Annotated in this window: 10 protein-coding genes; 4 read left to right on the forward strand and 6 right to left on the reverse strand. The window is 65.3% G+C overall.

The window, feature by feature from the left end; translation table 11 throughout:
• Positions 1-59 precede the first annotated feature (59 nt).
• Positions 60-836, reverse strand: a complete 777-nt coding sequence (locus tag AC5RWT_RS27970; RefSeq protein WP_494083037.1) for a trans-aconitate 2-methyltransferase — start codon at positions 834-836, stop codon at positions 60-62.
• 89 nt (positions 837-925) lie between these two features.
• Here AC5RWT_RS27970 and AC5RWT_RS27975 point away from each other — a divergent pair, with 89 nt between their 5' ends.
• Together AC5RWT_RS27975 and AC5RWT_RS27980 are read left to right on the forward strand one after the other, a co-directional pair.
• Positions 926-3478 carry a DEAD/DEAH box helicase gene (locus AC5RWT_RS27975; RefSeq protein WP_494083038.1) on the forward strand — a complete coding sequence of 851 codons (2553 nt, stop codon included), beginning with the start codon at positions 926-928 and terminating at the stop codon, positions 3476-3478.
• Positions 3479-3593: 115 nt separating this feature from the next.
• On the forward strand, positions 3594-4772 hold the full coding sequence (locus AC5RWT_RS27980; protein ID WP_494083039.1) for a zinc-dependent alcohol dehydrogenase: 1179 nt from the start codon (positions 3594-3596) through the stop codon (positions 4770-4772).
• A gap of 28 nt (positions 4773-4800) precedes the next feature.
• Here AC5RWT_RS27980 and AC5RWT_RS27985 read toward each other — a convergent pair whose 3' ends face one another.
• A complete protein-coding gene (locus AC5RWT_RS27985; protein ID WP_494083040.1) occupies positions 4801-6276 on the reverse strand; it encodes an AAA family ATPase in 1476 nt (491 codons plus the stop codon).
• 48 nt (positions 6277-6324) lie between these two features.
• Between AC5RWT_RS27985 and AC5RWT_RS27990 the strand changes: the two genes are divergently transcribed.
• Both AC5RWT_RS27990 and AC5RWT_RS27995 read left to right on the forward strand, forming a co-directional pair.
• Positions 6325-6840: a GNAT family N-acetyltransferase gene (locus AC5RWT_RS27990; protein ID WP_494083041.1), complete on the forward strand. Its 516-nt coding sequence runs from the start codon at positions 6325-6327 to the stop codon at positions 6838-6840.
• A gap of 38 nt (positions 6841-6878) precedes the next feature.
• Complete coding sequence (locus tag AC5RWT_RS27995; protein ID WP_494083046.1) at positions 6879-8135, forward strand: alpha/beta fold hydrolase; 1257 nt, start codon at positions 6879-6881, stop codon at positions 8133-8135.
• Between the two features lie 35 nt (positions 8136-8170).
• On the opposite strand, the gene AC5RWT_RS28000 is transcribed toward AC5RWT_RS27995, so the two are convergent.
• The 4 genes from AC5RWT_RS28000 to uvrB form a co-directional block, all read right to left on the reverse strand.
• On the reverse strand, positions 8171-8614 hold the full coding sequence (locus AC5RWT_RS28000; RefSeq protein ID WP_494083042.1) for a hypothetical protein: 444 nt from the start codon (positions 8612-8614) through the stop codon (positions 8171-8173).
• Positions 8611-9942, reverse strand: coding sequence for an MFS transporter (locus AC5RWT_RS28005; RefSeq protein WP_494083043.1), 1332 nt, complete (start codon positions 9940-9942; stop codon positions 8611-8613). The genes AC5RWT_RS28000 and AC5RWT_RS28005 overlap by 4 nt, the downstream gene beginning before the upstream one ends.
• A 53-nt stretch (positions 9943-9995) precedes the next feature.
• Positions 9996-11030: a TerC family protein gene (locus AC5RWT_RS28010; protein ID WP_494083044.1), complete on the reverse strand. Its 1035-nt coding sequence runs from the start codon at positions 11028-11030 to the stop codon at positions 9996-9998.
• Positions 11031-11227: 197 nt separating this feature from the next.
• Positions 11228-13037, reverse strand: a 1810-nt coding sequence (gene uvrB / locus AC5RWT_RS28015; RefSeq protein WP_494083045.1) for an excinuclease ABC subunit UvrB, incomplete at its 5' end; no start/stop codon positions are given.

Here is a 13037-nt window from a genome sequence, read left to right on the forward strand (position 1 = left end):
GTGTGGCGGGGAGCGGCCGCTTCGGTGGCCGGCGGCCGTCGTTGGCCGAAGCCAGCGCCTCAGCCCCGTTTGCGTCCCACGGCGAATATCCGGCGGAATCCGAACACGGTTCCGTGGTGGCCTTCCGGGTAGGCGGCACGCAGCATCGCCGCGTACTCGGACTCGAACGCGGCTGCTTCTGCCGCCGGGAGGGCGGCCAAGACAGGGCGCAACCCGGTTCCCCGGACCCATTCCAGCACCGGATCGGGCCCCCGGAGCAGCTGCTGGTAAGTGGTTTCCCAAACATCGGCTTCGCAGCCCTCCTCCGTCAGCAGCTCAAGATACTCCTGCGGTTCGGAGACCGCGTCTTCGTGGCGGAGTACCCCACCCAGCCGGCGCTGCCACCGCGGCGACCCGGCCAGCGTCCTCATCAGCGCATGCGACGGGGCGGCAAAGTTTCCGGGCACTTGCACTGCGATCCAGGAGCCCGGTTTCATGGCGCGCAGCCAGGCACGCATCATGTCCTGATGGCCGGGGACCCACTGCAGGGCTGCGTTGGAAACCAGGACGTCCAAGTCCCGCGGCGGTGCCCAGGCGGCGATGTCGCCGGCAACAAATTCGAGCGTGGCGGGGTTCTTCCGCTGCCGGGCCTGCCGGATCATCTCAGGCGAGGAATCGACGCCGGTGACTGAGGCGCGGGGCCATCGTTCGGCGAGCGCTGCCGTCAGGCCCCCGGGGCCGCAGCCCAGGTCCACCACGACGGCGGGTTCAGCGGCGGTTATTCGCGCGGTCAGGTCGAAGAATGGCCGGTCCCGGTAGTCGGCGAATTCCACGTACTTGAGCGGGTCCCATTGCATGGGCAGTACGTTACGCCACGGGCACCGCACCTGACTCCTGTCAGCTGACCGCTTGGCGCGGCCCCGCCAGCGCCTAAGCTGGAAAGAACATGAATCTTCTCCAGCTCCTGCCGGACACCGGCACCGACCCAGATCCCGACGACGTTTACACCTGGTTCACCGAGTGGGTCGAATCCCGCGGCATGTCGCTTTACCCTGCCCAGGACGAAGCGGTCATGGAGCTGGTCACCGGGAACAACGTCATCCTGGCTACCCCTACCGGATCGGGGAAGTCCATGGTCGCCATCGCCGCGCACTTCCACGCCATGTCTACCGGTGCCGTCAGTTATTACACTGCACCCATCAAGGCGCTGGTGTCGGAGAAGTTCTTCGCTCTGTGCGACATCTTCGGTCCGGAAAACGTGGGCATGGTCACCGGCGACTCGGCGGTCAACCAGGATGCACCGATCATTTGCTGCACCGCCGAGATTCTGGCCAACATTGCGTTGCGGGAGGGCTCGGCCGCTGATCTTGGCACGGTGGTCATGGATGAGTTCCACTACTACTCGGATCCACAGCGCGGCTGGGCGTGGCAGGTCCCACTGCTGGAATTGCCGCAGGCGCAGTTCCTGCTGATGTCGGCCACGCTCGGTGACGTGACCCGGTTCGAGAAAGAACTCACCGAGCTCACGGACAGGACGACGGTCACCGTGAGTTCGGCGGAGCGTCCCATTCCGCTGCACTACTACTATGTGCAGACCACCGTGCAGGAGTCGCTGGAGGAACTGCTCTCCACCAAGCAGGTTCCCGTCTACGTGGTGCATTTCAGCCAGCTCGAGGCCATAGACCGTGCGCAGAATCTGATGAGCATCAACGTCTGCACCCGCGAGGAGAAGGACCGCATTGCCGAGTTGATCTCGGGTTTCCGGTTCGCGGCCGGCTTCGGCAAGACGCTCAACCGCCTGGTCCGGCACGGCATCGGTGTCCACCACGCAGGCATGCTGCCCAAGTACCGCCGGCTGGTCGAGCAGTTGGCCCAGGCCGGACTACTGAAGGTCATTTGCGGCACCGACACATTGGGTGTGGGCATCAATGTGCCCATCCGCACCGTGCTGCTGACTGCCTTGAGCAAGTACGACGGCGTGCGCACCCGCCTGCTCAATGCCCGCGAATTCCACCAGATCGCCGGTCGCGCAGGGCGGGCCGGCTACGACACGGCGGGCACCGTCGTCGTGCAGGCTCCGGAGCACGTGGTGGAGAACACCAAGGCGATGGCCAAGGCGGTGGCCAAGTTCGGCGACGACCAGAAGAAGCTGCGCCAGGTGGTGAAGAAGAAGCCGCCGACCGGCTTTGTGAGCTGGGGCGAACCGACGTTCCAGAAGTTGGTGGAGAGCGATCCTGAACCACTGACGTCCAGCTTCACCATCAGCCATGCCATGCTGTTGAATATCCTGGAACGCCCCGGCGATCCGTTCGCGGCCGCCAAGCGCCTGCTGACGCGAAACCACGAAACCCGTGCCTCGCAGCTGAAGCTGATCAAGAAGGCCCTTGGCATCTACCGGGAGCTGGTGGTTTCCGGTCTGGTGGAACGCCTGGACGCCCCGGACGAGAACGGGCACCTCATCCGGCTCAACGTGGACCTGCAGCCGAATTTCGCCTTGAACCAGCCGCTCTCTCCGTTCGCGGTAGCCAGCCTGGAACTCCTGGATCCGGAAGGCGGCAGCTACGCACTGGACGTGGTCTCCATCATCGAGGCGACGCTGGAGAAACCGCGCCAGATCCTCTCGGCACAGGAGAAGAAGGCGCGCGGCGAAGCCGTGGCAGCCATGAAGGCCGAGGGAATCGACTACGACCAGCGGATGGCCCTGCTGGACGAGGTCACCTACCCGCGGCCGCTGGCGGAACTGCTTGAGGCCGCCTTCGAAACCTACCGGCACGGCGCGCCCTGGCTGGGCGACTTCGAACTTGCGCCGAAGTCGGTCATCCGGGATATGTACGAACGGGCGATGAACTTCGCCGAATTCGTGCAGTTTTACGGGCTGGCCCGCAGCGAAGGCATCGTGCTGCGCTACCTGACTGATGGCTACAAGGCGTTGCGGCAGACCGTGCCGGCGGACGCCCTGCGCGAGGACCTGGCCGACATCATCGCCTGGCTCGGTGAGTTGGTGCGGCAGGTTGACTCCAGCCTGCTGGACGAATGGGAAGAACTCGCCGCCGGCAAGGGCGCCGCAGACCTGGCGGCCGAGCACGCCGCCGCGTCGGTATTCACGCAGGAGCCGCCCAAACTCACGGACAATATCAGGGCCTTCCGCGTCATGGTGCGCAACGAACTGTTCCGCCGGGTGGAGTTGTTTGCCGACGAGCAGGAAGAAGAACTCGGTGCGCTGGACGCCGAGGCAGGTTGGGATGCCGACCGCTGGGCGGACGCCATGGACGCCTACTACGAGGAGTACGACGACATCGGCATCGGTCCGGATGCGCGCGGACCGGCATTGCTCCTTATCGAAGAACAGTCGGCGGTCTGGAAGGTGCGGCAGATTTTCGATGATCCCGCCGGCAACCGGGACTGGGGCATCAGCGCCGAGGTGGACCTGGCAGCGAGCAACGAGACCGGCTCAGCCGCGGTCCGGATTCTCGACGTCGGTCCTGCAGGCGGTAATTAAGGCCAGCCGGCGGGACCCTTGCAGGCGGCAGGCAGCGACCCTAGGGTGGTAAGCACGCTTACCTTCCAGGGGCGCAAGCCTGCGCTCTCCACCGCGACGCGACAGGGAGACGACAGTGAAAGCACTGACGTGGCAAGGCAAACGCAGACTCAGCGTGGAGCAGGTTCCGGACCCGGTCCTGCAGGAGCCCACCGACGCCATCATCAGGGTCACGTCTACGGCCATCTGCGGTTCCGATCTGCACCTGTACGAATTGTTCGGTCCGTTCCTGTCCCCCGGTGACGTCCTGGGCCATGAGCCTATGGGCATCGTCGAGGAGACCGGCAGCGCGGTACCGGGGCTCAAGCCGGGCGACCGCGTAGTCGTCCCCTTCAACATTGCCTGCGGCCGCTGCCATATGTGCAGCCGCGGCCTTCAGTCGCAGTGCGAGACCACTCAGGTCAAGGAGAAGAATTCAGGCGCTGCGCTCTTTGGCTACACCGAACTGTACGGTTCTGTCCCCGGTGGACAGGCAGAGTACCTGCGTGTCCCCCACGCCGACTACGGTCCCGTCAAGATCGAGGACAGCCAGGCACCGGATGAGCAGTACCTGTTCCTCTCCGACGTCCTGCCCACCGCGTGGCAGGCAGTGGACTATGCCAACGTTCCGGACGGAGGAACCCTGGCGGTTTTCGGCCTCGGCCCGGTGGGCCAGTTCGCCGCACGGGTAGGACGCCATCTCGGCCACCGGGTCATCGGCGTCGATCTCGTTCCGGAGCGGCTGGGGATGGCACGCCGCCACGGCATCGAAACCCTGGAGTGGGGCTCCCGGACTGCCGAGGAACTCCGCGACGCAACCCAGGGCCGCGGGCCGGATTCAGTGGTCGACGCGGTCGGAATGGAAGCGCACGGCGCGCCGGGGGCAGCCACCGCACAGTTCGCCGTCGGCCTTCTCCCCGATCCCGTGGCCAAAAAACTGATGTCGACGGCGGGCCTGGACCGCTTGTCCGTCCTGCACACTGCGATCGACGCAGTGGCCCGCGGCGGCACCATCTCGCTGTCCGGCGTCTACGCAGGACAAGCCGATCCCCTGCCGATGCTGACGCTCTTCGACAAGCAGGTCACGCTCCGGATGGGCCAATGCAACGTCCGCCGCTGGATCGACGATGTGCTGCCGCTGGCGGGTGACCCGGCCGATCCGCTCGGGGTCCGTGACTTGGTCACGCATACGGCTCCATTGGACGATGCCCCGGCCATGTATGAAAAATTCCAGAAGAAAGACGACGGCTGCATCAAGGTGGTGCTGAAGCCTTAGTGGGACAGCCGCCGTCCGGACGCGGTGCCTAACCTCCTTCGGTGTCCGGTTCCAACAGGCTCAACACCGCAGAGGGTGGAGTTTCCGCCGCATTCTTGAGGAGGCTGGCTCCGCCAACTCCCGCGCCTCCGGCGTCGCTGCCCAGTAAGGTGCGCGTGAGTACTTCGCCGTCGGCCATCAGCTCATCCGCGGCGGCCAGCAAGTCTTCGTCGGCAGGTTCGCCGCCCCGGGCCGCCGCGGCAACCACGGACCGGCGCACCAGTTCACGGGCAAACGATGCGGTGGTACCGGCGGTTCTTTCTGCAGCCTCCGAAACAGCGTCGGCGCCGAACGCCAGGCGGCGCCCGTACAGCTGTATCAAGGCTTTGCGCTGCTCGGTGTCCGGCCGCGGAATCTCCACCGCGAGATCTACCCGACCAGGCCGCTGGGCAAGCGCCTGTTCCAGCGCTTCCACCCGGTTGGTGGTCAGCACGAAGGCAACATCCGCGTCGTCCTCAAGTCCGTCCATCGCATCGAGGACCTCGAACAGCAAGGGCTGAGGGCCATGGCCGAAACTGCGGTCTTCAGCGATGAGGTCACAGTCCTCCAGCACCACGATGGACGGCTGCAGAGCCCTGGCCATCCTGGCTGCTTCGGAGATGAACGCGAGTGAGCCCCCGGAGAGCAGGATCACCGTGGTCCCTTGGCTCAGGGAGAGGAGGTGCCGGACGGTATGCGTCTTGCCGGTCCCCGGCGGACCATAAAGCAAAACGCCACGTTTGAGATGTTGGCCCAAGCGCTGCAGGTCCTGGCGCGCATCCGCCATATCCACGACGTGCCGGACGATCCGCGCCAGCACTCCCGGAGCCAGGATTACGTCGCCCGCTTCCAGCCGCGGCCGCTCGTGGAAAGTGACACCCGCGCCGCTGGCTCCGAAGTCCTGCAGGGTGAACGAGACCACCTGGCCCTTTAACACGCTGTGGGAGCGCATGCGCTCGCGAAACATCGTGAGGAACCCGGACGTGCCAACCGGCTCCCGACCGAGGACCTCCAGCACGGCCGAGGCCAGTCCGAACCGGGGATTCGCGGCGCGGAGCAACACCGCCAGGGGGTGACCGTTCCACGTGAACAAGCGCATGCCGAGCGCCAGGGCCTGCCTTTGCCGCTGCGGCCCAACGGCCACGTTGGAGTAGTCCGGCTGCCCTACCGGGAACCCCCCGTACTGTGAGGCATGCTGCAGAATGTCACTCAATGACAGATGATGCCGCTGATCGCCGCCGCCAATGCCGATCAGTTCGTTGTCCGCGTCGGCAGTAGCAGAATCCTCCAACACAATGTCCGCGTCAACCAGGCGGTGTGCGGGAATCTCCTCCACGACCGTCGGCAATTCCTTGACGTCAGTCTGCAGATGCCTGCCGAGCCTGTCCAGGAGGTCCTCGCCGCTGACCCTCGGACGGTACGCGTTCTGGACCAGCGCCACCAACGCACCGAAGTCGTCCACAAATTTCCCCAACGCCTGATTCATGAACCGACCCTACCAACGCAGCACCCTGCCGGACGCTAGGCTCTTGTTATGTCTGTGATCCGACCTGCCGAAGAAGCCGATGTCCCCGTCATCCTCAACCTGATCCGCGACCTCGCGGAGTATGAGAAGGAACCGGACGCGGTCAAGAACACCCCGGAACAGCTGCGGAACGCGCTGTTTTCCAGCCAGCCGGCAGTTTTCGCGCATGTGGCGGAGGACGACGGCGGTGTCCAGGGTTTCGCGCTGTGGTTCCGGAACTATTCCACCTGGGAAGGCGTGCACGGTATCTATCTGGAGGACCTGTACGTCCGGCCAGAGGCCCGCGGACGGGGGTACGGGAAGGCCTTGCTGCGGACACTGGCCAGTCATGCGGTGGCTTCCGGCTACGCCCGCGTGGAGTGGGCGGTACTGAACTGGAACCGCCCGTCGATTGACTTCTACCGCTCTCTCGGCGCCCGTCCGCAGGAAGAATGGTCAACGTTCCGGCTCTCCGGCGACGCGCTGGCCTCATTCGGATGCGGAAGCGTGCCCTCAGGGTCAGCAACCGGACAGCCGGGCCGGTGACACAACACCGGGTGGCCGGCACCCATCGTTTCCGCGGGATGCACACGGCCGGGCATTTCTTCACCGTTCCGCTCAACCACACAGATCCCGGCGGCGAGACGCTGGAGGTTTTCGCACGCGAATACTCCTCACTGGAGGCCGACGGCGGCGCGACGGACCAGCGGCCTTGGCTGCTGTTCCTGCAGGGAGGGCCAGGCGGCCGGGGCAACCGGGTCACATCGCTGAGCGGCTGGATGAAGGAAGCAGCCAAGACCTTCCGGATCCTGATGCTCGACCAGCGCGGCACCGGGCTGTCCTCCCCGGTAAACCGGCAGACCCTGCCGCTGCGCGGCGACGCAGCAGCACAGGCAGCTTTCCTGGCACATTTTCGTGCCGACTCGATCGTGCGCGATGCCGAACTGATCCGGCAGGAACTCGGCAGCGGGCCGTGGAGCGTCTTCGGACAAAGCTACGGCGGGTTCTGCGCGCTGACCTATCTCTCGTTCGCGCCCGAAGGGCTGCGGGAAGCGTTGATTACCGGCGGCCTGGCGCCGCTGGCGGGAGGTGCTGACCGGGTCTACCGCGCCACCTTCCGCCGGGTGGAAGCGCGCAACCGGGAGTACTTCGACCGTTACCCCGAAGACCGTTCCCGGGTCACCGCCGTCGTCCGGCATCTGGACGCGGTGCCCGAGCAGCTGCCGTCCGGCGAGAGGCTGACCCCGGGCCGGTTCCAAATGGTCGGCTCGTTCCTGGGCGGAAACACCCGGATTGACGCGCTGCACTACCTGCTCGAGGACGCGTTCGTCCCGACCAGCTCCGGCCAGCGGCTTTCGGATACCTTCCTGGAGCAAATCGCTGTACTTGTCGGCCGGGCGGCCAACCCCCTCTATGCGCTGATGCACGAATCCATCTATGCCCAGGGCGAGGCGACCGACTGGGCTGCGTGGCGGGTTTTGGGGGATTTCCCGCAGTTCGCTCCCCAGGCCGCGGAGCCACTGCTGACGGGCGAGATGGTCTACCCCTGGTACTTCGAGCAGGATCCGGCCCTGGTCCCGCTGCGCGAGGTAGCCGACCTGCTGGCGGCGAAGTCCGACTGGGCGGCACTCTACGATCGCGCCCGGCTCGCCGAAAACAACGTCCCGGTCGCTGCAGCTGTGTACCGCGACGATATCTACGTCGAGCGCAACCTGTCGCTGGAAACTGCTGCGCAGGTAAAGGGGCTGCAGGTCTGGGAAACCGATGAGTTCCACCATGACGGCATTGCCGACGACGGCGAGGCCATCTTCCGGCGGCTGCTCGGCATGGTCCGGGACTAGCTGCCGGTCCTCAAGCCCCGGCAACGCCGGGATGGTTAGCCGATGGTCTGCACGTAGAAGGTGTCGTCCCGGAAACATCCCTCCGGCGCGCTCGCAGAGAGACGGTCCAGTTCGTCCGGTCGGAGGGCTCCCCCGCCAAAGAACACCGGTCCGCCAATCGACAAGGACCGGCCTTCGACTTCAACGGTGGGCAGTTCTTCCCGGTGGCTGAAATAGGCGTCGGCCGGAAACACCAGCATGACCTCACGTCCCGAGGTGTCCTTACCAATGACGCAACCCTCCGGCGACAACTCGAGTGTCCCCTTGAAGCCGGCCTCCATCTCGAAGTTCTCCCTACCGCTGGTGGGGTTAACCAGCAGGACCTCGTGCCCCGGACCCGTGTGGACGGCAGCAGAGGGCTCAGAGACACCGTCGTGGCCGCAGCCGGTCAAGAGGAACGCCACCACGGTCGCTGCGGCCGGGATCTGCCGTCGGCTCACGATGGGCTCCTGTCGTTGAAACCGACTCCTGCCGGGACGCCCCGGCTGCGGGCGGCTAGAAGCGGTGCCAGCAATATTACGCCGGCGACTACGGCTGCCGCGGCGTTCAGCCCGGCGAATCCCATGGCAGCCAGGAGCGGTCCGGAGAGCGCAGCCCCCATTGCCCCGGCAGCCCCCATGAGGGTATCGGACAAGCCCTGCGCGGGTACCCGGGCGTGCACCGGCACTGACTCGGCCAGGAGGGTGGAGCCGGCAATCACCGAGGCGGACCAGCCCAGACCCAACAGCACCAGACCGGCGCCGACCAGCCAGGCGTCGTGTTGCCCCAACCCGGCCAGCCCCGTCGCGGCCAACAAAACCAGTTGCCCGGCCACGATCGTTCGGGTTCGTCCCAGCCGGTCGGTCAGCCAGCCCATCAGCGGTGAGAGTGCGTACATGCCGGCCAGGTGGAGCGAAATGGTAAATCCGATCACGGCGAACGTGTCCGTCTGGCTGTGCTGGTGCCCGCCCGCATGGCCAAGTGCCTGCAGGTGCACCGGCGTCATGGACATGACAGCCACCATCATCAACTGGGCGCCCACCACGGCGGCCAGTCCCAGAGCCGCACCCGGATGGCGGCGAACCGCCGCCACGCCCGTGCGCAGAGTTCCGCGGGCATTGGACGGCTGGGCTCCCCCGCCGCCAAGAGTGTGTGCATAGCGCAACGGATCCGGCCGCAGGCCCACCAGCAGCACCAGGGCGCCGGTGGCCATGCCCGCCATCGAAAACAGGAACGGACCGGAGGATTCCGGCAGTCCGAGGGCTGCTCCCAGTTCGGCGCCGGGCCGGATGAGGTTCGGCCCGGCCACTGCACCTACCGTGATCGACCACACCACGAACGCCAGATCCCGCCCACGATGTTGCGGTGCGGCCAAGTCCACCGCCGCGAAACGAGCCTGCAGGTTCGAGGCATTGCCGACCCCCAGCAAGGCGGAGCCTGCCAGCAGCACCGCGAAGGACCCAAGGACCGGTGCCAGCGCCATCAGGGCCGAGCCCAGCAGCGCCATCAGCAAACCGGTGACCAGCGCCCGCCGGCGCCCTGCACGGGCGGCGACACCGGCCAAAGGCAAGGCGGCCAGCGCCGCAGCCAGCGCTATCGCCATAGTAGACGTGCCTGCCAGCGCCTCGCTGCCGGTGAGCTCCACCGCCAGGAGCGAGCCAATAGCCAGTCCCGCGCCGTGGCCCAGGCCGCTGAACAGCTGGGCGAGGGCGAGGGAGAGAACAACGCGGCGCTGAACGACCCTCGTACGAGGGTCTGCGTTCAGCGCCGCGTCTGGTTGCCGGGTCACACGCCGAGCTTAGTCGACCTGCCCCGGGTGTACAGCTCACCGGAATGGGGCTTCTACTCGGTGTCGGACTGCGCCCGTTCGGCGTCCTTGGCCAGCCGCGCGTCAATGGCGGCCTGGCGCCCGGCGGGGCTGAGGAGGCTGGCCACCGTGGCAACCACCAACGTTCCGATGATCACCGCCAGCGAAAGCCCGGTGCTGATCTCCGGGATCCATTCGATATGCTGTCCGCCGTTGATGAACGGAAGCTCGTTCTCATGCAGCGCATGGAAGATCAGCTTCACGCCGATGAACGCCAGAATCACGGACAAACCGTGCTTCAGGTAGACCAGGCGGTCCATCAGTCCGCCGAGCAGGAAGTAGAGCTGGCGCAAGCCCATCAGCGCGAAAATGTTCGCGGTGAAGACAATGAACGCGCTCTGCGTCAGGCCGAAAATGGCCGGGATGGAGTCGACCGCGAACAGCAGGTCGGTCATGCCGATGGTAATGAAGACCATGACCATCGGAGTGAAGAGGCGCTTGCCGTCGACGGTGGTGCGCAGCTTGTTGCCGTCATAGTTCTCGCTGACCGGCAGTTTCTTGGTCAGCCGTGCGACCAGCCCGTTCTCGGAGCCTTCTTCCTCGTCCTCGCCGGAGTCGGTCGCCTGCTTCCAGGCGGTCCAGAGCAAGAACGCGCCGAAGATGTAGAACACCCAGCTGAAGTGGGCGATCACGGTGGCGCCGAGCAGGATGAAGATGCCGCGCAGGATAAGCGCGATGATGATGCCGAACATCAGCACTTCCTGCTGGTACTTCCGGGGTACGGAGAACCTGGCCATGATGATGATGAAGACGAACAGGTTGTCGACGCTGAGGCTGTATTCAGTGATCCAGCCGGCGACAAACTCCTGGCCGTAGTTGGGGCCTGCCTGCCAGAACAGCAGCCCGGCGAAGATCAGCGCCAGGGTGACGTAGAAACCGACCCAGAGGCCGGCTTCCTTCATTGAAGGTTCGTGCGGCCGCTTCACCACGTACAGCAGGTCGAACAGCAGGATGATGCCCAGGACCACAAAAGAGATGATCTCAAAGGGCAGGGATAATTGGTCCGACACGGAACCTTGCCTTTCACAGAAGATGCCGCGCGTGTGCAGTGCGCGGGTGCGAGTGTTCGCCGCAAGTCTCTCCGCCTGCCGTTGTCCGGCCAGGCCACTGCGCCCGGCGGGGCTCCGATGCCCCGCGTGTTGACGTCCACAGTGTTCGGGATACTCCCCTACGCTCGGTCAAGTGTAGCGCAGGTGCCCCTGACGACTCAGGCGTGCCCCGCGGCGCGCATCTGCCGCAGGTCCTTCTTCAGGTCGGAAACCTCGTCGCGCAGGCGGGCGGCCAGTTCGAACTGCAATTCGGCCGCTGCGGCGTGCATCTGCTCCGTCATCTGGGCGATCAGTTCGCCCAGATCCTCGGCCGGTGCAGCAGCCAATCCGTCCCGCCGGATCTTATCCTTCGGCGCGGCGGCCGAGAACCCGCGTTTGCCCTTGCCGTAGTCGAAATCCTTCAGCAGTTCCTGGGTGTCCGCATCTTCCCGGGCCAGCTGGTCGGTGATGTCGGCGATCCGTTTGCGCAACGGCTGCGGGTCCACGCCGTGTTTCTTGTTGTGCGCGACCTGGATCTCGCGGCGCCGGTTCGTTTCCTCGATGGCCCTGGCCATGGAATCGGTAATCTTGTCCGCGTACATGTGCACCTGGCCGGACACGTTGCGGGCGGCACGGCCAATGGTCTGGATCAGCGACGTACTGCTGCGCAGGAAGCCTTCCTTGTCCGCATCCAGGATGGCGACCAGCGAAACCTCCGGCAGGTCCAAACCTTCACGCAGCAGGTTGATGCCCACCAACACGTCGAACGTTCCCATCCGCAATTCCCGGAGCAGTTCCACGCGGCGCAGGGTGTCCACATCGGAATGCAGGTACTGGACCTTCACGCCGTGCTCGTTCAGGTAGTCGGTGAGATCCTCGGCCATCCGCTTGGTCAGGGTGGTGACCAGGACGCGTTCGTTCCGTTCCACGCGCGCGTTGATCTCGCCCAACAGGTCGTCGATCTGGCCCTTGGTCGGCTTGACGATGACCTCCGGGTCCACCAGGCCCGTGGGCCGGATGATCTGCTGGACATAGCCGTCGGACTTGGACAGTTCATACTTCCCCGGCGTCGCGGAAAGGTAGACCGTCTGGCCGATCCGGTCCAGGAACTCGTCCCATTTCAGCGGCCGGTTGTCCATGGCCGACGGGAGGCGGAACCCGTGGTCCACCAGGGTGCGCTTGCGCGACATGTCGCCTTCGTACATCGCGCCGATCTGCGGCACTGTCACGTGCGATTCGTCGATCACCAGCAGGAAGTCATCCGGGAAGTAATCCAACAGGCAGTGGGGGGCGGTACCCGGTCCGCGGCCGTCGATGTGCCGCGAATAGTTTTCAATGCCGTTGCAGAACCCCATCTGCTGCATCATTTCCAGGTCGTACGTGGTGCGCATCCGGAGCCGCTGAGCTTCCACCAGCTTGTTCTGCGACTCCAAGGTTTGCAGCCGGTCACGCAGTTCGTCTTCGATGTCCTTGACCGCGCGGCTCATCCGGTCCTCGCCGGCCACATAGTGCGAAGCCGGGAAGACGTACATCTCCGTCTCCTCGCGGATGATCTCGCCGGTGACCGGATGCAGAGTGAGGATCTGCTCGATCTCGTCGCCGAAGAACTCGATCCTCACGGCCAGTTCCTCGTACATCGGAATGATTTCCACGGTATCGCCGCGTACCCGGAACGTGCCCCGGTGGAAGTCGATGTCGTTGCGGGCGTACTGCATGGCGACGAACCGCCGCAGCATTTGATCCCGGTTCATCTCCGCGCCCTTGCGCAGGGTGACCATTCCGGCGATGTACTCCTCGGGGGTGCCCAGACCGTAGATGCAGGACACCGTGGCCACCACGACGACGTCGCGCCGGGTCAGCAGGGCGTTGGTCGCCGAGTGCCGCAGCCGTTCGACTTCCTCGTTGATCGAGGAGTCTTTCTCGATGAAGGTGTCAGTCTGCGGGACGTAGGCTTCCGGCTGGTAGTAGTCGTAGTAGGAGACGAAGTAC

Source organism: Arthrobacter sp. Dra40, assembly GCF_059091905.1.

Excerpts from the sequence above, each read along its gene's own strand:
- AC5RWT_RS27970 (WP_494083037.1), bottom strand. The coding sequence starts at position 836 with ATGCAATGGGACCCGCTCAAGTACGTGGAATTCGCCGACTACCGGGAC.
- AC5RWT_RS27985 (WP_494083040.1), bottom strand. The coding sequence starts at position 6,276 with ATGAATCAGGCGTTGGGGAAATTTGTGGACGACTTCGGTGCGTTGGTG.
- AC5RWT_RS27990 (WP_494083041.1), top strand. The coding sequence starts at position 6,325 with ATGTCTGTGATCCGACCTGCCGAAGAAGCCGATGTCCCCGTCATCCTC.
- AC5RWT_RS27995 (WP_494083046.1), top strand. The coding sequence starts at position 6,879 with ATGCACACGGCCGGGCATTTCTTCACCGTTCCGCTCAACCACACAGAT.
- AC5RWT_RS27975 (WP_494083038.1), top strand. The coding sequence starts at position 926 with ATGAATCTTCTCCAGCTCCTGCCGGACACCGGCACCGACCCAGATCCC.